Raw genomic sequence first — 25,474 nt, 5'->3', positions numbered from 1 at the left:
CGTAATGCTGGAAACTTGATTGAACTCGGAGCTGAAATTAAGATTTAATAACGAGCTGTTTTTCTTTTTCCACTTCCATTGCCGAGACAATATAGGCAAACCCATTCAATAAAAAGTAAATGACATTGGATTGTACCCGTTCGTTTTCCCCTAAATAAGTATTTAAAATAATGGTGAAAGAATATAAAACAACAAAAAATAAAGCGATTTTATTAAAAATTATCATTCGATAACAACCCCCTTATTAGGATTCATATCTTAATCATATTTGCGTTAAGCTGGTATTATGCTTGCCGTGATTTATTAGAAAGGAGGACAACATGCAATTTTCCTTTGACCACCTAGTTTGTTTTTTGAAGAAACCAGAGGAGGCTATTCCCTTGTTAAAACAAAGAGGAATCCATGCTGCGAACGGAGGGCGTCATGATTCTTGGGGAACCTATAATTCGCTAACTTACTTTGGTTTAAGCTACATTGAGTTTTTGGGGATTGAAAATCAATCAATCGCTGAGAAACAAGAGGAGAACCGGCTGATTACTCAAATCGTGGAGCAGCTTTCCAAACGGAATCGGGAAGGTCCTGCTAGGATTGCTATTCGTACAGATGATATTGAACAATTAGCAGTAAAGCTTAGAGCAGAAGGATATACAGTTTATGGGCCACTCCCGGGCGAACGGATGCGAGCAGATGGGCAGGTAATCAGATGGTCACTGCTTTTCCCTGAAAACAGGGATAACGAACTAACTCTGCCATTCTTTATCCAATGGGAAAAGCCGGATAAGCAAAGGGTTTTAGATTTAGAGGAGCAAGGGTTTATTGACTCGCACACGACGGGAAATCCAAAGTTTGAAAGTGTCGGCTTTGTTGTCCATAACTTGGAGGAAGCAATTAAAAGATGGGGGAATTTATTCAACCTTAAACAGAGTGAGGAATTTGTCGATTTAACAATCAATGCACGATGCAAAAAGCTAGAATTACCCGGTGTGCCACTGTTGTTCTGTACACCAATAGGAGAGGGACTCGCTGCGAAGATTCTAAAAGAAAAAGGAGAAACCCCCTTTTTAATAAACCTCACAGGAACAGACCAAAACCCCCTTATTGAAATGCTGAATGGCCTTTGGAGATTTCAATAAGTCCAATTGAAAAGGTGTTGTAATGGTTGTGATTACGATTTAGATTACGGCTAATTTCAAATACAAGAAAAGGGGACTTGGTTTAAAAACCAAATCCCCTTTTCTATACATCATTCAGAATAGAACGTTCATATTTATTGATCTGCATGAGGGGACTATTTTTGTTGAAAGTGAAGAAGGGGAAGGAACCACATTTACGATCACAATCCCGTTAAAGGCATAGCCCCCTTTTTATCATCATAAAAATTAATAAAATTTTAAGAAGATATTAATTTGCTTAGGCTATACTATTGATAGAATTTAAGTCAAAATGTCAGGGGATTTTAGGAATGAAATCAATGCAGAATGAAAGCAAAAAAACTCGCCTTTTAGCCAGTTATATTCCTAATCCAAAAGAACGAAGAACCATCCTTACATGTTTCATCCTCATGCTTTGTTTATTTTTCATTGGGATTGTAGTCATTTCGCTAAATCATCAGCAGCTAATGTTGCAAGAATACAAACACTATAAAGGATTCCTAAAGCAATTTGGATCCATTTCAAGAATAATTTATTTTGCCGTTTTAGCCATTTATCCTGTTTTTCTTTTAATAAAATGGAAAGGTCTGAAGAAAATCCAATGGAGAGGTTTTCAGTTAAAAGGGTTCATCCAGTTAATCGCTAAGTTGGTCAGAAAATGGCATGTGCCTCTTGCGCTTGCAGCTACTGGAATTGTATTGCTACATGGGTATTTGGCCATCATGAGAGGCTTTAAATGGGATTTTACAAATGTTACGGGAATTTTGTCTATTATCCTGTTGCTATTTCTCCTTTTCATGGGATTAAAACGTTTTAAGAAAAAAGATAATAAATGGCATTTGAAGCTTGCTATTGGGTTTCTAGTTTTATTCATGATTCATGCAACTTTTTAAAATTTTTGGTGCCTGACACCCGATGCGTTAACACATTAACGCTGTGGGTGTCAGGCACCTTTTTCTTTAATAATCAGTTACGGTAAGATTTCTGTCCAAAAAGGTTTCAATTAATTCGCTAATTTGATAGGCAGCTTGTGGGGAATCAAAATTTTCAAATACGTGCTCACAGCTGTTTTTATAACTCATAATCTCATCATAATGGGACATATGCCGTTCGATAACTTCATCACTGTCTTGACGATTCTGGTGTCTTTGGATAATCGTATCTCGATCAGAATAAATAAATAAACGTACGACGCTATCACCATACATCTTTTTCAACTTTTCAGTACCTTCGGGATTTAAAGTCAAATAGACAAGGTCATGGTTTTCAAATGCTTTAACAATATCGTGTTCGCGAATTCCATAATGAATTCCATCGATTTCGACACTCTCTAGAAATTCCTGTTGTGCCTGCATGTGTTTGAAGGTATCTTCGTTAACAAAGTGATAGTCTTCACCATTTTTTTCATAATGTCGGGGGGAGCGAGTAGTGTAAGAGAGAACGGTTTCCATATCGAATGCGGTAGCGACCATTTTAGCGATGGTTTTTCTTCCTGAGCCATCAGGACCGGTATAAACGAATATCTTTTCTTTTCCTTTGATTTCAAACATAGTGGAGCCTCCTTTTTTTTATTAAAAACAAGAAATGGCCCTAAACATGGGGACTTTGACTAGAAGTGGGGATGGGTTACTATTATTATATCAAAACGTTGTCACTAATTGGAAGGCGAATTGTGACATCATCTTGCCCGCCAGGTCCGGATAAAAAAGAAATGGCAGGTGTCAGGCACCCGCCATTTTGTAAAATTTAGTTATTGCATTTTTGTCCATGTGCCATTATTCCATGTTTGGAACCCTTTGTCTGTTGGTTTAATTTCTACGATTGGTGCTGCCGTAGGAGATTTTTATTCAGTAAGTCATATTCGGCAAAAAATGTCCATCAATTCCAAACTCAAAGTAATTTTGTATATAAGTCTCACTATCAGCCTGTATAATAGGGTAGACAAGAATATGACATCTAGGAGTAGACCAATGGATACAAAAGAGCTATCGTTACTGAATTATTACTATGGTAAGTTGAATGAAAATACCTTTGATGAGAAGGATATCTATGCTTTTTTACAATTAATCCGAAATCGGAGTAAAGAGGTTCGCTGTATTAATGAGCTAACAGATTTTGTTGTGCAGCGGGAGGAGTATAAGGGTTTTATTAAGGACTACCTATTTGAAACGAGAAAAAAGTTTGAGAGCCTGGGGAAAACGAATGCAGCTCTTAGGATTGAAGATGTATTTTCCTTCAAGGAATTGAAAAATGGCATTAACAAGGCTTTAGAGAAATGGCAGTTAAAAGGTTTAACGAACGAGAAAATAAATGATTTTGTTACCTGTCTTATTTCGATTCTGCAGCAGATCAACATCACCGATGATGGCAGGGAAATTGGGAAACTCTTTTTTGCCATTTCAAATAAAGAGATTATCTTGATGGCAGAAATAGAGGTGTATCAAAATGTTTTCAAGAAGACTAATGCTGTCTTTCCAGTCCTGACCGCCAATAATAGTTACCTGGATTTGAAAAAGCAGGATCGATTTGATACGCCCTATTTGTTTGCTGATAAGGTGATTGAAATAACAAACCATGATGGGGAATTGAAAATCATTATTCCGGAATAGACGATAATCTAATCTAACATGTGCCAACTTATGAAAAATGCAAAACACCTTTCAAAAAATTTGAAAGGTGTTTTGCATTCTATTCAATAGATTTCCTACTTTAACGCGAATCCCCTATTTTTTAAACCTCAACCGGGGCGACTTTAACTGTCCAGTTAAATGGGTCCGCTTTTATCCCAAGCTGTATTCCAGTTATTTCTTCATAAATACGCTGTGACAGCTGGCCGATTTTATTATCATTAATTGTGATTGAGCGCTCATTCCAATTTAATTCGCCAACGGGTGAAATAACGGCAGCTGTTCCTGCGCCGAAGACTTCCTCAAGTTCACCGCGCTCATGTGCGGCAAAAATCTCTTCAATTGAAATTTTCGCTTCGTGAACGGGTATGTTCCAATATTTTAATAATTCAATAACTGAATCACGTGTAACACCAGGTAAAATACTGCCATTCAATTTTGGTGTTACCACTTCGCCATTGATTTTGAAGAAAATATTCATACTGCCGACTTCTTCGACATACTTATTCTCTTTTGCGTCAAGCCAGAGAATTTGGGCGAAACCATTTGCCTCGGCCTTTTCTTGTGCCTTCATGCTGGCGGCATAATTGCCGGAAGTCTTCACATGGCCAACTCCGCCGATCACAGCCCGAACATATTGCTCTTCTACATAAATTTTAACAGGGCTTAATTGGTCGCCATAATAGGCTCCTGAAGGCGACAGGATGACAAGGAGTTTATATTGGTTTGCAGGACGGACGCCGAGATAGGGTTCAGTCGAGAAAATAAAGGGGCGAATGTAAAGGGATGTCCCTTCACCATCTGGAATCCAATCTTTTTCCGTAAAAATTAATTGTTTAATGGCACGTAATAAGAAACTCTCATCAATTTGTGGAATACACAGTCTGTCGCATGAATCATTTAGTCGCTTCATGTTCTTTTCAGGACGGAAGAGTTGAATCGTCCCATCCGCTGACTTATAGGCCTTTAAGCCTTCAAAAATGGCTTGTCCATAGTGAAAAACCATAGCGGCCGGGTCAAGCGTTAATGGTGCATAAGGAATAATCCGCGGATCATGCCAACCGTTTTCGACATGATAATCCATTACAAACATGTAATCGCTGTAATACTTTCCAAAACCGAGTGAAGCTACTTCCGGCTTTTCCTTTAACTCTTTTCTTTGAATAAAGGTAATTTCTTGTTTCAAACTTACACCTCATATCTATTATCTGATTTTTTTTAAGAGTACGCTAATTTTAGCTAAAACTCAAGTTTATAAACTGAAGTTTGATGGGACGGAAATCTCCTGATTTTTGCTCTTAAGTTCCTAAAGTACCGTCCCTATGCTTCCTTTCCTTCTTTGTCCAAACAAAGGTGAGAATGAAGCAGCCAAGTAATATAATTGCGCCAACCGTAAAAGGAAGACTCATATGCCAGTCAAAAAGCGTCCCTGCTAATGCAGGTCCAATCATGTTGCCTAAACTCATGTATGAATTATTCATACCGGCTGCATAACCTTGTTCATCTCCGGCTGTTTTTGAAATTAAGGTATTAACGGCAGGACGTATTAAAGTAGTGGCAATCGAGAATATGGTGGCGACCATTAGAATGATGAAAAAGCCGCTGACATATAACATGCCATATAGACTAATTGCTGCAACAAGTAAACCAAATAGAATGATTTTCATTTCACCAAACACAGTAAAAAGCTTATTTAGTACAAAGGCTTGAACGATGACTCCGACAAAGCCGCCAACGGTCATGACTATGGCAAGGTCATTTGGGGTGTAATGAAATTTATACGTTAAAAACATCGTTAAAGTTGATTGGAAGTTAGCTATTCCGAAGGAGAATACAAACACAACGATTAATAAAACAAAGTAGCTTGTTTTGAAAGAGCGGGCCATTTGTTGGAATAAATTTTCTCCTTTAACCTGCTTTTTCATAACAGGTTTGACGGATGGAAGGATTATGATAGATAGAATTCCAGCAATGATGGTTGCGGAGCCTCCAAAATAGAACGGAAAGTGCAGACTGACATTGGATAGAAAGCCACCGATCCCAGGCCCAATCATAAAGCCTAATGAAATCGCCGCACCGATCCAGCCCATCGCTTTCCCGCGTTCTTTATTTGTTGTAAGATCCGCTGTATAGGCCATAACTGGAGGCACGATAAAGGCTGAACCGACACCAGTAAAGAATCTGCAAACAAAAAGCATCCATAGTTCTGTAGACAGCCCGAAGCAGATTTGGGAAAGGCCGTTCACGAAAAGACCGAAAATGATTAAATTTTTACGGCCATGGCGATCGGATAAATTTCCAGCAACCGGTGAGAAAATAAACTGGGCAAAGGCAATCACCGCAATAATAAAGCCTAATACCTGCCCTGCTGCACCAAAGGTTTTCAAATAGGCTGGCATAACGGGGACGATGAGTCCAACCGCACTAAAGGTGATGAACATATTAAACATCAAAATATATAATGCCAACTTTTTTGAGGACTTCATATAAATCTCACTTTCTTATTTATTTCGCATTCCTAAATAAAAATTATAGCGCTGTTTTAATGCTTAAACAATAAAAAGGAACTTACCATGGTATTTTATATAACTATAATGTATACAAAGACAGCCTTTAATATAATTAAATGGTGAAACGTCAGCTTGAATAAATTTTTCCAAACCATTCTTTCCCCTAAATTTCCGGCTCTAGTTAAAATAATGTTAAATGTAATGGAACTTTAATGATAGATAAATGCTCTAATTGCTAAAGAGGCAGTGGGGAAGGAGATACTAGCGTTGTGATCACATCGATAACGGATATTATCATTTTGAAAAAAATAAAGAGTAAAGATATGACGGCAGTGATCGATTGGTTTGAGACAAGAAAATCAAAGTTTTATAAAATTGGCTGGGCATATTTGAAAAACCATCATGATGTCGAGGATGTTTTTCATAATACGATTATCAAAGTCCATGAAAAAGTCGGTCAGTTAAAGGAAGATCGATATTTTGAATCATGGGTGACCTCAATCTTTATCAATGAGTGTCGATCCATTTACCGAAAAAGGAAACAAAAAGAGATGACTAGTCCGCTAGATACGGTGGATAGTCACCCATTTGAAACAAGGTTGGAAGTGTTGACAGACCTTGATAAGCTTGATGAGAAATATAAGGAAATGCTTATTTTAAAATACCTGAAGGGCTATTCCCAGGAGGAAATTGCCGAAATGCTTAAATTGCCGGTCGGGACTGTGAAATCAAGATTGTATCGGGGCCTAATAATGCTGAGAAAAATAAGCAAGGAGGGTGAAGATAATGAATTGTCATGAGAGTCAAGAACAATTAATCGATTATTTAGAAGGAAGTCTTGATGAAACAAGCAGAAAAGGAATAGAAGACCATTTACATAAATGTATTGGCTGCCAAGTGGAAATGAGGGAATTACAGCAAGTCGTTGTGGCCATCGAGTCTGAAGGTGAGAGGATTCAAATTCCCGAGGATTTTATGAGAAATGTGCGCAATAAAGTTGCTAAAAGCCAGGAAGGCAGACGGAAATCATATAAACAGCGAACAATGATTGGGTTGGTTGCAGCGCTTTTCTTAACCGTATTTGTCGGAACTGCCGTTGCTACTAATGGCTTTGCAAGTGTAATCGAATGGTGGAAGGATTTAAGCAACAAGCAAGACACACAAATGCAGACTTTTGTGCAGCATGGTTTAGGCGAGAAACTCAACTTGGCAGCTGAAAGCGATGGTGTGAAGGTGACAATCACGGGTGTCGTTGCCGATGACATCCAGACGCTAATCTATTATGAAATTGACGATCGAAATAAGGGAAATAAGTATATGATTAATTACACGGATGGTCTGAAAATCGCCAATCAGGAAAAAGATTGGAACAGCGTAGATGATCCATCCTACTCACCAGTTATGAACCATCTTAGCCTATATTCGGAAAAAGACCATGTTTTTAAAGGCCGACTGGGTGTCGCCCCGATGTCCGCCGATGCGGGAAAGATTCAACTGGAACTTAGCAAGCTAGAGATGGTGACACAAACTCCTGGGAATTCGGACACCTCTCAAAGCGTATCTGGTGAAAAAAAGGATTTTTTAAAGGGAGATTGGCGGTTTGACATTCCGGTAAAAAAACATCGAGCAATTGTTCATGATATCCACGTTGATACTGAAATAGATGGGAATCCAATTATTTTTGAAAAGCTGACGATTGCCCCAACCACGACAGTATTATCGTACCGCTATCATAATGAAAATCCAAACAGAAGGATGGAATATATTAATTTTTCCAGCCTCGAAAGCAAGGGGAAATTTGTTTTTGACCAACAAGGATTTGGCGGTTATGGGGGATCCGGTGGGTATGCAGCCGGCTGGAATTCAGCAGAAGCAACCTTTGAATCACTTTATTTTGAAAAACCAACAGAAATCAAGATTCACATTGATAGTGCGACATTTTCAGTAAGCAAGCCAGCGAAATTTGTAATTGATCGTTCAAAAGCAATGCCACAGTCCTTTGAGTATTTAGGGAATAAAATCACGATTGAGGAAATGGAAGTCGGCAATCCGACGAAAATTGTGATGACGGAAGAGCTGAACCCGAAAAGGGCCTATGAAATGCTCAATTATCATTTTTATGACAAAGATGGTCATGGTGGAAATGGGGTTAGGACGGATGGATATTTCATCGATAAAAAGGGTGACAAATATAAACTAAGTGACTATTTGTTTCGGCAAAATGAGCTGGATCATCCACGAATGTTCTCTACTGAGCACCATATCGAGTTTTCCGGGGAGAACAATCAGGAACCCAATGTGCCAGTTGGTATAGAAATTGAAGGCTACACCGTCACTTCATTTTACGATAAAACGGTTAGAATTTCATTGAAATAAGAGAAAAGGTGCCGACCCCCGTTGCGTGAACACATTAACACGCTAGCGGTCAGGCACCTTTTTACGCAGAATGATGTAGTTAGCAGTTAAATCATTGTTGTTATCCGATTGATTGAAAATAATAGAGCAAAAAAACCTGAAGCAAGCAATTTGCTTCAGGTTTTTTTACAATAAATGAAATAATATAGGGAAAAACAGTTCTACAGAAGGGAGGAGTTAGATGGATTTTTTGATAACGGTATTACTACTATTGGTTTGTTTGTTAATTTCTAATATTATTAGCCATTACATCCCCATTCTTCCTACGGCGTTAACACAAATCGCTTTTGGGATCATCATTGCCCTAATATTTAAGAATATTTCAGTCGAAATAGAAACAGAGTGGTTTTTGCTGCTGTTTGTGGCACCGCTTTTATACAACGATGGCAGACATTTTCCTCGTGAAGAATTGTGGAAGCAGAGAGCATCAATCTTTGGTAACGCGATTATCCTTGTACTCATAACAACCATTGGCGGGGGATATTTCATTCATTGGATGATACCGGCTATGCCGCTTGCAGCGGCATTTGCGTTAGCTGCTATTTTATCGCCAACAGACCCTGTGGCTGTGAATGGAATTGCCAAACGCATTCATATTCCTGAAAAGATATTAAATCTAGTTAGAGGGGAATCGCTAATTAATGATGCTTCAGGTTTAGTTGCCTTTAACTATGCGGTAGCAGCAGTAGTGACGGGTTATTTTTCATTACGGGAGGCACTCGTTAATTTTACCTATATGTTTTTAGCGGGTGCCATATTAGGCGTGATCCTCGGTTTACTCGTTACCTGGATTCGATTTATCTTACGCAAACAAGGAATAAATGACGTGACTTTTCATTCGTTGTTACAAATTATGACGCCGTTTATTATCTTTATGATTACAGAAGAACTCTTGCATGCGTCTGGAGTTATTGCTGTCGTCGTGGCCGGTATTGTTCATTCTTTAGTAAAAGAAAGAACGGAAACCATGTTGGCCGAGGAACAGGTACTTACGGAAAACATCTGGTCGATTGTTTTATTTATTTTGAACGGAGTTGTATTCCTTTTACTAGGATTAAACATTCCTTCATCCATGATTGAATCGGTAGCTAATCCTGCTTATGGAAATTGGTTAATCATTGGGTATGTGCTGGCCATTGGGATCATTATATTGGGAATTCGCTTTGTTTGGTCGTACATTTTTTCTTATTATGAATATCGCTCAGGTAAAACAAAAGATGTGGCAAAACCCAACTTGAAGACATCCTTGTTAACTAGTTTAACAGGTGTCCGTGGTGCCGTTACAATGGCAGGGGTTCTTTCCATTCCTTTCATAGTTACGGGGGGAAAGGCATTCCCTGAACGCTCCTTAATTCTGTTTATCGCAGCAGGGGTCATTCTTTTTACGTTGATTGTGGCGACCGTGTTTCTGCCAATGTTGGTTAAAGGTGAACCTGCTGAAGGAGAAACAGGGGATCATCTCGATTTAAAAGAGGCAAAGAGAAGAATTTTGCTAGCAGCTATTAAGAAAATAAGGTTAGAAATGAATGAAGAAAATGAAGCGATTGCGTATGAATTAATTGATGAATATAAGATTATGTTTCAGCAAATACAACCAGAACAGAATTCGCTGGAACAAGGGACCGTTGTTTATCAACAAAAATTGAGAGAAATCCGGTTATTGTCCTTAAAAGTAGAAAGAAAATATATCCATAATGTTATGGAGAAAAACGGAATGGATGAAGCGATTTTTGAAATATTTGAGAAATCACTTGATCTTCGGGAAGAAGCACTCTCAAACAATGGTCGTTCTAGTGCGATGTATTTAATTGGAAAAGTGATAAGGGAATGGAGGCGCATTAGGAGTCATTTTCGGAAAAAAGATAAAGAAACAAGGTTAGCGAAATTAAAATTAGGAAGGGTGATCCAATTAAAGTCGTTTCAGACTGCGCTTGAAAATTTAGAAGGAATGGCTAAAGAATATGAAAGGCCAGATATTGTATATGCGGTGATTTCAGATTATAAAGTAATGATTAGTCGATTAAAGAGACCAACCGCACGCTATAATGAAAAAAATGACGAGCAAAAAGAAGAACTCCGTCTTAAGGTAATGGAAATCGAACGTTCAGAAATTCATAAAATGTACGAAGCCGGAGATATTGACAGAGAGCAAGCAAGGGAATTAAGAAGATTTGTAAACTACATTGAAACAGTTACATTGCATGAGCATGTGGAATGAACGAGAGAGGAAGGTGTCCACCCCACGTGTACATTTGTCCACGGGTGGTGCCTGACACCATCTTTTTAGGAAAAAATTAACTTTACATTTTTTTATTGGAACTTAACATTTGTTCACAATATATGCTATAGTTATCTTGGGAATTTTAATGATAAACAATAATATTTGAAAAGGCAATTTCGCTTCTTAATAGAGAGGAGAAACTGCCTTTTTCTTTTTAAAGGAGGGGAAGTTGTGAAACGAGCTTTTCACAACTATTGATATGAGTTTTGTTGGTTTATTTCTTTCAGGTGCCGTCGTATTTCTAAACAGCCTAATGTCATTAGGGAAGGCAGACGCAAAGAGTGTTGGGATATTTAATATTTTTGTAGGCACCATCCAAATCATTATTCCATTTTATTTACTCATTGTTTCAGATCAAAATAATTGGGAACTTTATAATGATGCGTCGATTTTTCTATTTGGCTTAACCTTTTTATATGTTGGAATTACTGTATTGAAGGGCCTTGAGGGTAACAGCCTTGGCTGGTTCTGTTTATGGGTTTCTATTATTGCCATCGTTTATACAATTACATCTATTATTCACTTTCATAATGTTGTCAGTGCATTAACATGGGGAATGTGGTCATTTTTATGGTTTCTTTTCTTTTTATCAAATACGCTTAAAAAGAAAATTGACCATTACCTCGGTAAAGTTGCATTTGTCCAGTCTTGGGTAACGTTAACAATCCCATCGCTGCTTTTCTTTTTAGGCGTTTGGAATACACCAATTGTTTCTCAAATTTGGACATGCGTTTTAATTCTCTCCATTTTCTATTTTGCAGCTAGTCTATTCAAATTGAAATTAACCTTTAAAAAAGAGAATGAGGCTAAAGAGATTCAAGTAATTTAAAACAGGTGCCTGACCCTCGTGGCGTGAACGCAATAACACGCTGGGGGTCAGGCACCTGTTTCTTTTTCGTACTATTATTTTCCAGTAAATGTTTTTGCTTCTTTTGGTGATTCAGGTACTTTGATGGCACCTGATTTTATCTTTTCAATCCATTCTTTAACTTTTGCTTCAATTTCGTCCTTGTTTGCGGCTTTCGCATTGATTGGTGCTAGTCCTACACCATCTTCATGTAAACCATATAAGACAACTTTGCCGCCAGGGAATTTACCATCTTTCGTTTTCTGAGCGAGGTCTTGTACAGCGACATCAACGCGTTTAAGTGCTGATGTAAGAACGACATCTGCGCCCATGTCAGCCTGGTCACGGTCTACACCAATAGCCCAAATTTCTTTGCTTGGGTCTTTTTTCTTTCTGTCATTTGCTTCTTTGAAGAGACCGTTACCAGTTGCGCCAGCAGCTTGGAAGATGACGTCTACGCCGGAAGAATACATTTTAGAAGCGATTGCCTGACCATACTCAGCCTTGTCAAACACACCTGCAAATTGAACATCGACTTTTACTTCTGGCTTTGCAGCATTAACACCTGCTAAAAAACCAGCTTGAAATCGTTGGATAACAGGAACATCCATCCCGCCAATAAATCCGACGTGGTTAGATTTTGTAGCAAGTGCAGCTGCTACCCCCGCAAGGAATCCCGCTTCCTGCTCTTTGAAAAGAATACTTGCAACGTTTGGCTGGTCTACTTGTTCATCAACAATCGCAAAGTGACTATCTTTATGTTGCTTTGCGACATCCCCAACGGCATCCGGCATTAAGAAGCCGATGCCGTATACTAAGTCAAACCCTCGGCGGACAAGAGTATTTAGATTTGTTGTATAATCGGCATCCGACTGGGATGGAAGGTAATCATAGCCGTCTTTACCTTTAGTTAATCCATTTGCTTTACCGAAGTTGACAAGCCCTTCCCATGACGATTGGTTAAATGATTTATCATCAACACCACCGACATCAGTAACCATAGCTACAGTGAAGTTTTTGTCTTTGCCTCCGTCTTTAGCTGTGTCATTACTTTTTCCACAAGCACCTAATAATGTGCCAGCTGCAAGAACAAGTGATAACGCCAATCCAACTTTACGTTTTTTCAAGATAGTTTGCCTCCTAGGATTGATATTTGATAAAACAATAACGCTTAATAAACTTTAGTTTATTATTTAAACTTAAGTTTACATTATACTTCTAACTAAATCGTTGGTCAACAAATTTGTTAACAATGCAATTAAGTTTATATTTACCAAGTTAAGGATTATTAATTAGTAAAATTCATAAATAACAAAGGGATTGAAGATTATTATTCGAATAAATAAAGGGAGGCGTCTATTTTGAGAAAGTTTGGAGGAAACAAAATGGGCTATATTGAGGAATTACGAGAAATAATCGGAACTAGGCCGCTCATTTTAGTAGGGGCTGTAGTGGGGGTAATCGACCCACATGGGAAAATTTTATTACAAAAACGACCTGAAGGTATCTGGGGGCTTCCTGGGGGCCTGTTAGAATTAGGTGAGTCTGCTGAGGAAGCTGGAAGAAGGGAAGTTTTTGAAGAAACAGGAGTCGAAATTGGCGAGCTTCAGTTGATAGATGTTTTTTCAGGGAAGCAGTATTTTAGAAAACTAGCCAATGGGGATGAATTCTATCCAGTTACAATTGCCTATTTTTCAAAAGATATTAAAAACAGCACGATTAAAATTGATGGCGTAGAATCGATTGATGCTGGATTCTTTGATATACGAGAATTGCCGGAAGACACGAGTCCTTTAATCAAGAAGATGATTAATCAATATCCTAAAATATTCAGATAACCAATGTCCTATCTACATAACGTGAGAAATCTTGAGGGGGAAATATAGTGGATGTTAGTGAAATCATCGTGTCAATAACTCCAATAGAGGCAAGTAATAAGGTTGAACAAGCCATTGTAAATGGAAGTATTTCAGGGACATTAATTGATCGTTACCATCGATCGATTGGTGATAGAGAAATCATTGTATTGGTGTTAGAAAAATTCTATTTTCGTTCCAACAATCGTGGTTCCATGACGGTCACGATAGATAATTTTGAAGGGGCGACAAAAGTGCATGCCGCAGCATCCGGCACTGGTCAAGGAGCAATTTTTAGGTTCGATTGGGGTGCGGGGAATAGCTTTATAAACAGTGTCATCGATACTTTAGAACCGTATAAAGTGAAGTAAATAATAAGCAAAATACATTCGAGGGATATTGATGTCAAATATAAAAGATATTGCAAAATTAGCTGGTGTATCCATTTCAACGGTTTCAAGGGTCTTGAATAACCATCCATATGTAAAGGATGAAAAGCGAAGAAAAGTTTTACAAATCATCGAAGAATTGAATTATCAACAAAATGTGAATGCCATACACCTTGTTAAAGGGAAGACATTTATGGTAGGTGTGATTCTTCCTTATGTTGAACATCCTTATTTTCAATCAATTGTTGGGGGAATTATTAAAGCAGCTAACTCCAGTAATTTTGCTGTTGTTTTATGTCCCACTAATTATAATCAAATTGACGAACTCAAATATTTAGAGATGATGAAAAGAAAGCAGATTGATGGGGTTATTATCTGTTCTCGCGCAAATAAATGGGAAGTAATTTTACCATTTACTGAGTATGGCTCACTGGTTTCTTGTGAACTGGCAGAAGAAATACCATGTGCGTATACGGACCATTTTGATGCCTTTTCTTCTGCTTTAAATTTCCTGATTGGAGAAGGTCATAAATCAATTGGATACTCTGTTGCAAGGACTAATAGTACCAGCAGTAAAATGAGGCTTTCTGCTTTTCGTGATGTTCTCGCAAAAAACAATCTGCCCATAAATGAGTCTTTCATTTTTTCTGATTGTATCGACATAGAAGATGGAAAGAGGATTGTCAAAGAACTTGTTCAATTAAAAGAACGTCCGACGGCGTTACTGGTGAATGGGGATGAAGTAGCCGCCGGTGTATTGTTACAAGTTAAAAAAGAAGGATTAAGTGTGCCTGCCGATTTATCTATTATTGGATTTGATAATCAACCATTTTCGGAAGCTTTAGAACTTACTACCATCGACCAACACTTAAAAGAAATTGGGGAAAAAGCGTTCGATTTGTTCCTTCATGGTAGAAATCAAAAAGTTTGTATCCCATTCGAATTAGTGATTAGGAAGACCGTTTCAAAGTTGTAAAAATAAAATTATTTTTCCCTTGACCTGAAAATGTTTTCATAAATTACAACTCTATTGAAGGAGTTTTAAAATTCTTTTTCAATCAAGGAGATGGATAATATGAATAACCTGATGGGTTCATTACTTTTACCAGGAGAACGAATAAAATCAGGAATAACTGGAATATTTGAAATTGATGAAGGTGCAGGAATTCATTTTATAAATGGTAGTCTAATGGCAACGGACACTCGATTAATTTGGTTCTCCAAATACCCGCTAGGTCAGAAGGAAATCAAAATTTACAAATATGTTGACCTCAATCATGTTGATATAACCCAAACATCGTTATCATTTCATAATGGTGTCACGATTAAAGGAAAATGGATTAGTAATGGGAATATGAAAGAATTTTTAGACACAATCAAGTTTTTTTCTCTTTATAGGCTTATCGACAAAGCTAGAAAACGATTTGATTAAGGTTATTAACAAAAAGCTATATAGGGAGATTAACCAGTCAGTAATTGCCCAAAAGGCAATCCATACAGCCTTACCTACTGTTATGGACATCCCATTGGAATATTATCATGTAATTTAAGCGGTATATTATGAAGTCAGTCCACTTTTTCAGAATTAAGTTTGATGAACCTTTGCAAAACAACAAAATAGCAGAGCTAACCCATAGGGGAATTGCTCTGCTATTATAGTTACTTTTATATCGCGGGTACTCCAAAAGAGAACGGCTTATTATAACCGCGAGGGACTGTTTTCTTCAGTTTAGTTATTCGCTCCATGACTTATCAGGTTTGTGAATATCCGGTAGCCGCCTGGAACTTGGCCTTGGATTTGGCGATAGAAGACTAGGTTTGTATAAAGGTATGTTCCTTTTCCGTAGTTAGCCATCAGAATTCCGCCATCGAATGGGTCTTCGCCTGGGTCTGCCATTCTGACAAATGTTTCGTATCGATTATCCCACGCCATTGGGAAATATAATCCTCTTTCTTGTATCCAATGATCCCAATCACTATCCGTAATTTTATTCGGATAGTTGAATAGCGGTGAGTTAGGCTGCAACACCGTTACTTTAGCATTCTCATCCGTTACCCTCCACTTAATGGACACATTTCCAATCGTTAATGGATATGGAGCTGTTGTTTGGGCGTTCCAGCCGTCACCAGGTTTATGGTATTGCACGACTAAGTGTCCGCCATTATAAACATATTGTTTGAGGCGTTCGTTACTAGCGATTAAGTCAGCCCGAGACAGGTAGGCGCGAATCCCAACAACGATGCTATCGTATTGACTTAAATCAGCTGTTTTCAAATCGGATTCCTTAAGTTTTGTTACATTTATCCCGACGTTAGTTAGATAATCTGCGACCTTATCAAATCCACTTTCAACATAGCCAATTTTTAAATGGTCATTCTTCAAAAGTTCAAAGGCGACACCGTTCACTTGTGCCGGATACTCGTAATAGAAGGTACCGATATGATCATAGTTAATCGTTTGAATAGTGGAGTTAAAAGTATTGCCGTTAACTGTTGCTTCAGCGTTAATTTTAAAGTCACCAGCTTTAATATCTTTTGGAGGTGTTAACGTGAAGCCGACCGCTTTTTCTTCTAAGTGGCTCTTGAAAGCAACTTCTGCTTTACTTGGCGAGACCTTCCATCCAGCCGGAACATTTAAGGTTACGGATGTTTGGGCAGCACTGGCCCGGTAATTTTTAACCTTAACGGTAACAGGGATACTCTCTTGGACATCAGCTGTATTCACGACAATGTCTTCAGGAGATAAGGTGAGACCAACATCCGGAAGAACCGCGATTGTCCCGTTTAATTCTTTGATTTGGCTTATTTTTGTACCTGTGGATTCATAGGTGATGTTTGCTTGAATGGCCGGTGTTTTGTAAGCATGGTAATACTCGGCATCCTTAGGAACCGCAACTTGATAGGACAGTTGTCTGGATTCTCCTGGAGCCAAGTTACCCGCTTTATCCTTGGAGGTAATTTTCCAGCCTGCCGGAACGAATAAATCAGCGCTGACATTGTGTAGTTTTTGTTTTCCGTTATTCTTTAGTGTTACGGTTACTTTTGTTGTTTGTCCCTTTGTAAGGATGTTGAATTCAGAAGAAGCGCTAACATCCAGCTGTGACGCAGCAAAGCTAGCGGTTTGCAATTGCTCTTCTTTTAAAGAAAGCTTATGAAGCAAATCATTTTTCAGCGCCGGAGAAAGCTTTGATTTTTTTGTTTTGTCCAGCAAATTGCGTACATCCTTTAAACTGCTCTGTGATTGCTCAAATATCTGTTCCTTCTTAGGGTAGGAAGAAACAATAGAGTCTAATTTACTTTGGAGCTTCGTAAAGTGCACTTTTAAGTCATTTTCAGTTTTCGGAAGTTCCTTTGCCCATTCGCTGAAATTATAGGGGACCCCTGCGAATAAAGCTGGCTGCTTTCCTACGGCTGTTTTCAGTAATTCAAGATTGACCTGCCTTGGTGCGGCGGGAATATCATTGCCCATTCCTTGGCTTTTGTGCATATAACGAGATTGTTCCCCTAATTGAGGATAGGTCATTTTGTAAATTGGGTCGTAGATACCGATTTCAATGGAGGTTGTGGCTGTTGCATTAGATTCCGCTGGTAAATAAAGCTTTTTAACCTGCCAGACAGATAGTCCCTCTTTTAATTGCTCAGGGTAAATAGCTGGATTTGCAGCCTCTTCAAAGGCACGTTCAGTTAATATTTCCATCGTACGGTGATGTCCGTGCTCAGAAGGAACGTTTCTAAATGAAGGCATAACAATATCTGGCTGATACGTACGGATAAAGCGAATTAGGCGCTCGTACGTTAAGTCCTCTCCCCATTTGGCTAATGTTTCTTCCGGACTTTTGGAAAAACCAAAATCATAAATGGCATCAGATGTTGTTTCACTAAGATGAAAGGCTTTGACACCGGTAATCTTAGCTGCTTCAATCATTTCCCTTGAGCGGATGATCCCTAAACCATTTCCTAGTTCATCCCCAATTTCGTTCTGGCCGCCTTCACCGCGGTTAGCAATTAAACTGGATGTTTTAACGCCGAGCCCTCTAGATAAATAGGCGAGAAAATCACTTCTCTCATCATCAGGGTGTGCCCCGGTATTTAGAAAGGTAACCGTCGTTTCGAGTGGTTTTACAGCATTCCATAGATCAACATCTGGTTCCTGTGCTTTGGCAGCACTTCCGCTAAAAGGCAGTAATGATACTACCAAGAGAATAGAAAGTAATCCAAGAAAAAACTTTTTCACTTTTGTAACCCCTTTCATTTTTGAATTAATATTCTAACGTTACACCCTCCCCTTGAATGTAGTAGTTAATAGGTTAGTTAAATTTCCTAACTAACTGAAGAAAAACACCCTTCACCTAATAATAAACACCTAGAAGGAGAAAAGTAAATTCAGAATATTAAAACAGTTATTTCTTCCTATAGGCAATTAAGGTATAGTTATATTAGACTATATAGTAGGTATAGTTTTAATATTCCCTCTTTTAAAAATAATTGTTGTAAACGGTTACTTTTTGAGTTATATTTTAGTTAATTCTTGAAACTAACTAACTAGACAAAATAATTAAGGCCGTGATGCAATGGTTATCAATGAAAATAAAATGCAAAACAAAAAAAGAATATTGCAGTGTATTTTGGAATATGCGCCAGTCTCAAGAGCAGAAATTGCTGGGAAAATGAAAATTAGTAAACCGACAGTCTCACTTTTAGTTGATGAACTGATCCAGGAAAACTGGATTTTTGAAAAAGGAAATGGCGAATCCACCTCACAAGGGGGAAGAAGACCGATTCATCTTTATTTCAACGAAAAAGCAGCTTATATAATTGGCACGGATATAGGCGGTACAAAAGTAAAAATGGTCATCAGTGACTTAAACGGAAATATTGTTGCTACGAGCAGTTTTCAAACAGAACACTACTTAAACACTGGCCTATTAAAGAAAATGGCAAAAGAAATTGGCATAATGATTCAAAAGAATGAGATTGATCAGCAAAAAATCTTGGGGATGGGTGTAGGCGTGCCCGGGATAACCGAAACGACTGGAATCGTAGTAGAAGCGCCCAGCTTAAACTGGATCCGCTATCCCTTCATTAAAGAAGCTGAACGATATTTGTCGTTTCCAATTTACATGGACAATGATGTCAATGTTGCCGCACTTGGGGAACAATGGCTAGGAAATGCCAAACAAAAGGAAAATGTCTTGTTCATGGCGATTGGCACAGGGATCGGAAGCGGCATTATTATTCATAATCAGCTATATCGAGGGTCCTCCAATGCTGCTGGGGAAATGGGCTATATGGTTACAGATAAAAACGATATGAAAAATGAATTCAAGCCGATTTTTCATCGGTATGGTTATTTAGAGAGTGTGGCTGGCGGAAAAGCAATTGGCGACAAACTCACAAAACTCGTACAGCAAAATCCATACCACCCCTTAAACGAACAGGCTAAATCAGAAGAGCTAACGGGTGAGATGGCATTTACGCTAGCGAAAAAAGGAGACGAGATCGCCCTCAAAGTAGTCGATGAGGCGATTGAGCATATAGCCTATGGAATTATTAATGCAGCTAGTTTATTAAATCCGGAGGTAATTATTTTGGGAGGTGGTGTGTTAAAGTCATCTGAATTCATCTTACCTAAGCTGCGTGAAATTGTGGATCACTATCTTCCTAGTTCAGTAGAATTGAATATTTCACAATTAGAAGAGAATGCAGGTGTATTGGGAGCCGTTTCATTATTTATACGGGAGCATGATAGTATTATTAACTTTACTTAAAGAGGGGGATTTTTTGTGAAAAATAAGAAAAAAGTATCGATTCTAACTGCTTTAACACTTTCCGCATCTCTTTTGCTTGCAGCCTGTGGCGGTGACGCTGAGAAAACTTCTAACACACCTTCAAAGAAACCGGCCGACAAAGAAGCTAAACTAGAAGAGAAAATTGTCGTTTATTCACCGCATGGAAAAGACATTTTAACGAAGTTTGAAAAACAATTTGAAGAGAAATACAACGTCGATGTTGAATGGCTCGACATGGGTTCACAAGAGGTGCTTGACCGGATTCGCTCGGAAAAAAATAATCCGCAAGCAGATGTATGGTGGGGAGCACCTTCGGTAAACTTTGATCAGGCAAAGGATGAGGGGCTGCTGGCGCCATATAAACCATCCTATGCAGATAGCCTTGACGCTGGCTTCCATGATTCTGACTGGAATTGGTCCGGTACAAGTCAAACGCCTGAAGTCATTATGTATAACAGTAAAGAAGTTAAAAAGGAAGACGCCCCTAAGGATTGGGACGAATTATTAGATGCGAAATGGAAGGATAAAATCATTATTCGTTACCCGCTTGCATCTGGAACAATGAGAACGATCTTCTCTGCGATGATTTACCGTGATTTCAAAGATTCCAATGATCCGGCAAAAGGATATGATTGGCTGAAAAAGCTGGATGCCAATACAAAGGAATATTCTGCAAACCCTGAGATGATGTACAACAAAGTGGCCAAAGGAGAAGGCGTTGTTTCTGTCTGGGCCATGCCTGATGTTGTTATGTTAAAGGAAAACAAAAATTATCCATTTGAATTTATTGTTCCAAAAAGCGGAACACCAGTCTTGACGGAAGGAATCGCAGTTGTGAAGGGGGCGCCGCATCCGAAGGCTGCCGAGGCATTCTACGAATTCGTGAATACACCTGAAGCCGCTAAATTATTGGCAGAAGAATTTTACCGAATCCCAACCAGAACAGATGTGAAAGATCTTCCAAAGTGGATTACCGATACGGAAATTAAGAAGATGGATATCGACTGGAAAGTCTTCCAAAAAGAAGGCGACGGCTGGATGAAGTATTGGGATGAAAACATCAAGAGCGGGGCAAAAGAAATCAAACAATAGGAAGTGTTAGGGAATGGCGTCGATAAAGATAGATCAAGTCCAAAAAGCGTTTGGAAAAGTAATCGCAGTCGATCATTTAGACTTGGAAATAAAGGATGGGGAATTCTTTACGTTCCTTGGCCCGAGTGGGTGTGGCAAAACCACCACACTGAGGATGATTGCTGGCTTTTATTATCCGACAAAAGGCATGATTCGTTTTGGCGATAAAGATATGACGCGCGTACCTCCTGAAAAAAGAAATACGGGCATGGTTTTTCAAAACTATGCCCTTTTTCCTCATATGACGGTGTTTGAAAATGTTGCTTTTGGATTAAGAGTAAGAAAAATCTCGGCAAAAGAACTGAAGACACGGGTACAAGATGTGCTTCGTAAAGTAAGGCTCGAGAAATATTCTGAACGTCAAGTGAGTCAGTTAAGTGGAGGGCAGCAGCAGCGTGTCGCCTTGGCAAGGGCATTGGTCATTGAACCGGAAATTCTTCTTCTTGATGAGCCGCTGAGCAACTTGGATGCCAAGCTCCGGGATGAGATGAGAAGCGAGATCTTAAGGCTGAAAGAAGAATATAAGATTACCACAATTTATGTCACCCATGACCAGGCGGAAGCGTTATCGATGAGTGACCGAATTGCCGTTTTTAACTTTGGCGTGTGTCATCAAGTCGGAACACCTTCTGAAATTTATAATGAGCCTGCGAATGATTTTGTTGCTAGTTTCATCGGTGAAATTAATCTTTTACCGGTTAAAGTGGTAAGGATTGAACAAGACCATGTCTATGTATCTGCCCAATTTGGTTCTGAGTCGCAAGAATTGGTTGTACATAATTCTCCATATAATTTTAATCCTGACACAAAAGGAGATCTTTCCATATCGATTCGACCAGAAGCAATTAAAGTTTTTGAACGGCAGACAGACGGAACAAATATACTAAAGGGAAAAATTGAGAAAGTTGAGTTTTTTGGCTCGGTCATCAATCTTAGTGTGAATGTAGCTGGGCTGCTTCTTCAAGTGAATCTATTAAACAACAGGTCTAATAATCTAGAGTCTGGGTCGGATGTGTGGATACAATTGCCGGAAGCCCAAATCCGTGTTATTCCTGTCGTAAGTGGTGACGTCTCATGATAAAAAATCGTGATACTAGGTTTACGATACTGCTGCTGATTCCGGTCCTATTAGTATTGGTGGCCTATGTTCTTTACCCTTCCATCAGGACATTTATTGAAAGTTTACAAACAGAACGAGGAGCATCCTTAGCTAACTATCTGGATTTCTTTAGCCAAGAATCAAAAACCAATCTCCAAGCCTTGTGGAATTCGGTTTATATTTCTATCTTAAGCGTGCTTGTTAGTGCACTCATTGGTATTCCTCTCGCGTTTATCTTTAATCGTTATGATTTTCCCGGCAGAGGCTTTTTCTCGTCTGCTGCCATCATGCCAATCGTTCTCCCATCATTGGTAGGGGTCATGGCATTTATGTTTTTATATGGAGAAACAGGCTTAATCCCCAATCTAATAAAGGATTTATTTGGTCTGGAAAAAGTCCCTTTTAAAATAGGCGGGGTCTCGGGAATCTTAGTTGTCCATGCCTATACGATGTATGTTTATTTCTATATGACAGTCTCGTCGGCAATTAACAAGATTGACCCGAGTCTAGAGGAAGCTGCCTACAATTTAGGCGCCAATCGATTCAAGGTTTTTTGGAAGGTAACCTTTCCTTTATTAACCCCTGCGATTGTTGCTGCCTCACTGCTCGTATTTATGATCTCAATGGCATCCTTCAGTGCGCCATTCCTATTAGCAGGCGGGTACCGTGTACTAAGTCTGCAAATCTATTTTTCAAAATTAAATGGGGATATGGAGGTTGCCGCCACGCAATCTGTTATCCTGTCCATTGTTTCGATTGCCTTCTTATTATTTATGCGCTGGTATCAAAACAGGAAGGATTACCGAATGGCCACAAAAGGGATTGGCGCCCATCGCAGTGAAGTGAAAAATCCTGTTATGAAATGGATTATGGTTTTGATTGGCATCATTGGCGTTATAATCTTGCTGCTTCCGCACTTGACGATCCTTCTCCTTTCGTTAGTACCGGACGGAACATGGACGTGGCAAGTTTATCCATCCGTATTTAATTTTGAAAACTATCGCTTATTGTTACAGGATCCAAATATATTTAAGCCATTAAAGAATAGTTTAATTTTGGCGTTTATCGCAACAGCTGGAAATTTAGTGTTTGGGGTATTAACGTCTTATCTCCTTGTGAAACGGAAATTTATCGGTAAGAATTTTGTGGATATATTGGTGATGATTCCATGGGCATTACCTGCGACCGTTATCGGGATGAATCTGATCTTTGCTTTCAATGAGCCAAGTATTTTCTCATTCGGAAACATACTCGTTGGTACGTTCTGGATTTTGCCGCTCGCCTATTTTGTCCGCCACATTCCTTTAGTAGTGCGCTCAACCAACGCTGTTCTTGAACAATTAGACGATTCCATTGAGGAAGCATCGAGAAATCTCGGTGCCCGCTGGTTTTATACGTTTAGGAGGGTGATTCTGCCGATTATTATGCCTGGTGTGTTATCGGGAACCTTACTTGCGTTCGTAGAGTCTGTCGGTGAATTTCCAACATCGGTATTATTGTACACGATATCCAATCGACCAATATCGATTGAAATTATGAACCAGCTCAGAATGTTTAATATGGGCCAGGCTGCCGCATATGGAATGATTCAAATTGCCTTAATAGCCATTGTCTTGTTTATTTCAAATAAGGTTTTCGGTGTAAAAGCTGAACAATCATTGTCTTAAAATGAAACTTCAATCAGTGTGGTGAGATTGTTCGGCCGCGGATTGGTAGTTGAATCAAACGGAGATGAAAAAAATGAGTAAGCTAGAGGAATTTATCAAAACTGAAGGAACGGCTTTTCCGGGAAAAACGTATGTGGAAGAGCTGCTTAAGCCGGTATTTAACGATCAGCGCGATTTCTTATTCGATGTCATGTTTGATATTCACCGTGCCCATGTAATCATGCTTGAAGAACAAAACATCATTAAAACTGATGAAGCAAGAGAGATGTTAAGGGGCATTAATAAAGTAGCGAAGACAGATATCGGTCAAATATCGTACCAGTCTCAGTTCGAAGACCTGTTTTTCATGATGGAGGCAAAAATCGGCGAAGAAATCGGCTCGGAATTAGCAGGCAAAATTCATATTGGCCGCAGCCGGAACGATATGGGTGTGGCCATGTACCGGTTAGTATTAAGGGGGCATTTTTTGGAGTTGCTGCAAAGTGCGTATCGGTTGAGCGATGCCTTACTTGAGCAGGCTGAACAGCATACCGAAACCTATATAACTGGTTATACGCATACACAGCCAGCCCAGCCTACTACGCTAGGACATTATTTATTGGCGATTTATGATGTGTTACAACGGGATATAAAACGTTTGTGGTCAGCCTATGAAACCGTTAATCAATCATCACTAGGAGCTGCCGCATTAACCACAACGGGTTTTCCAATTTGCCGCACACGGACATGTGAGCTTTTAGGTTTTGATAAAGTAATTGAAAACTCCTATGACTCGATAGCTGGGGCCGATTATTTGCTAGAAACCTCATCTGCCTTGATGACCTGCATGGTGAACACAGGGAGATGGATCCAGGACTTCTTGCAGCATGTGACAAGAGAATTTGGTTCTTTCTATGTGGCCGACCCTTATGTACAGGTCAGCAGTATCATGCCGCAGAAGCGCAATCCGGTATCGATTGAACATTCACGCTCGATTGCAAGCAGTGCCTATGGTGATGCGCTGGCGGCGATGAATATGATTCATAATACGCCATTTGGGGATATTGTCGATACCGAGGATGACTTGCAGCCCCATTTATATCGTGCATTTACGAATGCTAATCGTGTCATGAAGTTAATGTATGCCGTTATTACAACCCTTAAAGTAAACGACGAGCACATGAAGAAGATGGCGAGTAAATCAAGCGTAACGATTACCGAATTAGCAGACACACTAGCAAGGGATTATGGCATTTCTTTTAGAAAAGCCCATTCGGTTGCAAGCTTTATTTCGAAAAAGACAATCAGTGCTCGGAAGGAATTATATGAGTGGAAGATTGACGAGATTAACGAAATGATTAGCGGATTCGTCAATGTAGCACTGACAGAGCAGGAATGGAAAAAAATCATTTCACCGGAATACTTCGTTGAGATTCGAAGCATCCAGGGCGGCCCGAGTCCAAAAGAAGTCATTCGGATGATTGGCGAGAGAAAGCAGAAGCTAGGCATTCAGCTGGAGGATTATGAAGGCTTAGTGGAAAGATTAACTGCTTTGCGGAACAAATTAGTTGAGTATTCGATTTGAGCCTTTAATAGGCTTTGATAGGAATAGGGGGATTTCATATCTTCCTATTTTTTTTGGTGTGCCAGGCATGGCAACTATCTAGGTGGTGAAAGTCCACTGTGGGGGTACACATCGACCAACCACTAAGGAAGCGCAAGGTACTTACCGT

22 protein-coding genes are annotated in these 25,474 nt (G+C 39.2%); 16 read left to right on the top strand and 6 right to left on the bottom strand.

Annotation, left to right across the window (positions count from 1 at the left end; translation table 11 throughout):
- Positions 1-37: 37 nt before the first annotated feature.
- Entirely contained in the window at positions 38-226 is a 189-nt protein-coding gene (locus tag ACIQCO_RS25810; RefSeq protein WP_400434730.1) for a hypothetical protein, read from the bottom strand.
- A gap of 94 nt (positions 227-320) precedes the next feature.
- Between ACIQCO_RS25810 and ACIQCO_RS25805 the strand changes: the two genes are divergently transcribed.
- Entirely contained in the window at positions 321-1,133 is an 813-nt protein-coding gene (locus ACIQCO_RS25805; RefSeq protein WP_400434728.1) for a VOC family protein, read from the top strand.
- Positions 1,134-1,462: 329 nt separating this feature from the next.
- Complete coding sequence (locus ACIQCO_RS25800; protein ID WP_400434726.1) at positions 1,463-2,044, top strand: hypothetical protein; 582 nt, start codon at positions 1,463-1,465, stop codon at positions 2,042-2,044.
- A gap of 66 nt (positions 2,045-2,110) precedes the next feature.
- Here ACIQCO_RS25800 and ACIQCO_RS25795 read toward each other — a convergent pair whose 3' ends face one another.
- The gene (locus ACIQCO_RS25795; protein WP_400434724.1) at positions 2,111-2,701 is read right to left on the bottom strand and encodes a guanylate kinase; all 591 of its coding nucleotides are present in this window, start codon (positions 2,699-2,701) and stop codon (positions 2,111-2,113) included.
- Positions 2,702-3,121: 420 nt separating this feature from the next.
- Between ACIQCO_RS25795 and ACIQCO_RS25790 the strand changes: the two genes are divergently transcribed.
- Positions 3,122-3,760: a hypothetical protein gene (locus tag ACIQCO_RS25790; RefSeq protein ID WP_400434722.1), complete on the top strand. Its 639-nt coding sequence runs from the start codon at positions 3,122-3,124 to the stop codon at positions 3,758-3,760.
- Positions 3,761-3,881: 121 nt separating this feature from the next.
- On the opposite strand, the gene ACIQCO_RS25785 is transcribed toward ACIQCO_RS25790, so the two are convergent.
- Together ACIQCO_RS25785 and ACIQCO_RS25780 are read right to left on the bottom strand one after the other, a co-directional pair.
- On the bottom strand, positions 3,882-4,964 hold the full coding sequence (locus tag ACIQCO_RS25785; protein ID WP_400434720.1) for a branched-chain amino acid aminotransferase: 1,083 nt from the start codon (positions 4,962-4,964) through the stop codon (positions 3,882-3,884).
- A 112-nt stretch (positions 4,965-5,076) separates the two neighbouring features.
- Positions 5,077-6,228, bottom strand: coding sequence for an MFS transporter (locus ACIQCO_RS25780; RefSeq protein WP_400434718.1), 1,152 nt, complete (start codon positions 6,226-6,228; stop codon positions 5,077-5,079).
- Positions 6,229-6,557: 329 nt separating this feature from the next.
- Here ACIQCO_RS25780 and ACIQCO_RS25775 point away from each other — a divergent pair, with 329 nt between their 5' ends.
- The 4 genes from ACIQCO_RS25775 to ACIQCO_RS25760 all read left to right on the top strand — a co-directional run bounded on the left by ACIQCO_RS25775 (position 6,558) and on the right by ACIQCO_RS25760 (position 11,813).
- A complete protein-coding gene (locus ACIQCO_RS25775; RefSeq protein WP_400434716.1) occupies positions 6,558-7,088 on the top strand; it encodes an RNA polymerase sigma factor in 531 nt (176 codons plus the stop codon).
- Positions 7,075-8,664 carry a DUF5643 domain-containing protein gene (locus ACIQCO_RS25770; protein WP_400434714.1) on the top strand — a complete coding sequence of 530 codons (1,590 nt, stop codon included), beginning with the start codon at positions 7,075-7,077 and terminating at the stop codon, positions 8,662-8,664. Before ACIQCO_RS25775 ends, ACIQCO_RS25770 begins: the two co-directional genes overlap by 14 nt.
- A gap of 220 nt (positions 8,665-8,884) precedes the next feature.
- Entirely contained in the window at positions 8,885-10,921 is a 2,037-nt protein-coding gene (locus tag ACIQCO_RS25765) for a Na+/H+ antiporter (RefSeq protein WP_400434712.1), read from the top strand.
- Positions 10,922-11,183: 262 nt separating this feature from the next.
- A complete protein-coding gene (locus tag ACIQCO_RS25760; RefSeq protein WP_400434710.1) occupies positions 11,184-11,813 on the top strand; it encodes an AmiS/UreI family transporter in 630 nt (209 codons plus the stop codon).
- A 74-nt stretch (positions 11,814-11,887) separates the two neighbouring features.
- On the opposite strand, the gene ACIQCO_RS25755 is transcribed toward ACIQCO_RS25760, so the two are convergent.
- Positions 11,888-12,958, bottom strand: a complete 1,071-nt coding sequence (locus ACIQCO_RS25755) for a BMP family lipoprotein (RefSeq protein ID WP_400434708.1) — start codon at positions 12,956-12,958, stop codon at positions 11,888-11,890.
- A gap of 258 nt (positions 12,959-13,216) precedes the next feature.
- Between ACIQCO_RS25755 and ACIQCO_RS25750 the strand changes: the two genes are divergently transcribed.
- The 4 genes from ACIQCO_RS25750 to ACIQCO_RS25735 all read left to right on the top strand — a co-directional run bounded on the left by ACIQCO_RS25750 (position 13,217) and on the right by ACIQCO_RS25735 (position 15,508).
- Positions 13,217-13,669 carry an NUDIX hydrolase gene (locus tag ACIQCO_RS25750; RefSeq protein ID WP_400434778.1) on the top strand — a complete coding sequence of 151 codons (453 nt, stop codon included), beginning with the start codon at positions 13,217-13,219 and terminating at the stop codon, positions 13,667-13,669.
- 47 nt (positions 13,670-13,716) lie between these two features.
- Positions 13,717-14,058 (top strand): DUF6054 family protein, encoded by a 342-nt coding sequence (locus tag ACIQCO_RS25745; protein WP_400434706.1) that lies wholly within the window; start codon positions 13,717-13,719, stop codon positions 14,056-14,058.
- A 31-nt stretch (positions 14,059-14,089) separates the two neighbouring features.
- On the top strand, positions 14,090-15,052 hold the full coding sequence (locus ACIQCO_RS25740) for a LacI family DNA-binding transcriptional regulator (protein ID WP_400434704.1): 963 nt from the start codon (positions 14,090-14,092) through the stop codon (positions 15,050-15,052).
- A 99-nt stretch (positions 15,053-15,151) separates the two neighbouring features.
- The gene (locus ACIQCO_RS25735) at positions 15,152-15,508 is read left to right on the top strand and encodes a PH domain-containing protein (RefSeq protein ID WP_400434702.1); all 357 of its coding nucleotides are present in this window, start codon (positions 15,152-15,154) and stop codon (positions 15,506-15,508) included.
- Between the two features lie 297 nt (positions 15,509-15,805).
- Here ACIQCO_RS25735 and ACIQCO_RS25730 read toward each other — a convergent pair whose 3' ends face one another.
- Positions 15,806-18,310: an NEW3 domain-containing protein gene (locus ACIQCO_RS25730; RefSeq protein ID WP_400434700.1), complete on the bottom strand. Its 2,505-nt coding sequence runs from the start codon at positions 18,308-18,310 to the stop codon at positions 15,806-15,808.
- A gap of 337 nt (positions 18,311-18,647) precedes the next feature.
- Here ACIQCO_RS25730 and ACIQCO_RS25725 point away from each other — a divergent pair, with 337 nt between their 5' ends.
- From ACIQCO_RS25725 to argH, 5 genes are all read left to right on the top strand, one after another.
- The gene (locus ACIQCO_RS25725) at positions 18,648-19,844 is read left to right on the top strand and encodes an ROK family transcriptional regulator (protein ID WP_400434698.1); all 1,197 of its coding nucleotides are present in this window, start codon (positions 18,648-18,650) and stop codon (positions 19,842-19,844) included.
- 15 nt (positions 19,845-19,859) lie between these two features.
- Positions 19,860-20,957: an extracellular solute-binding protein gene (locus tag ACIQCO_RS25720; protein WP_400434696.1), complete on the top strand. Its 1,098-nt coding sequence runs from the start codon at positions 19,860-19,862 to the stop codon at positions 20,955-20,957.
- A gap of 13 nt (positions 20,958-20,970) precedes the next feature.
- Positions 20,971-22,074, top strand: a complete 1,104-nt coding sequence (locus ACIQCO_RS25715; RefSeq protein ID WP_400434694.1) for an ABC transporter ATP-binding protein — start codon at positions 20,971-20,973, stop codon at positions 22,072-22,074.
- Complete coding sequence (locus ACIQCO_RS25710) at positions 22,071-23,762, top strand: ABC transporter permease (RefSeq protein ID WP_400434692.1); 1,692 nt, start codon at positions 22,071-22,073, stop codon at positions 23,760-23,762. Before ACIQCO_RS25715 ends, ACIQCO_RS25710 begins: the two co-directional genes overlap by 4 nt.
- Positions 23,763-23,835: 73 nt before the next feature.
- Complete coding sequence (argH, locus tag ACIQCO_RS25705; protein ID WP_400434690.1) at positions 23,836-25,326, top strand: argininosuccinate lyase; 1,491 nt, start codon at positions 23,836-23,838, stop codon at positions 25,324-25,326.
- Positions 25,327-25,474 lie beyond the last annotated feature (148 nt).

Source organism: Neobacillus sp. NPDC093127, from assembly GCF_044754175.1.
Lineage (GTDB): Bacteria > Bacillota > Bacilli > Bacillales > Cytobacillaceae > Neobacillus.
Note: the sequence above shows the minus strand (reverse complement) of the source record. Positions and strands in the feature narration are given on the sequence as shown.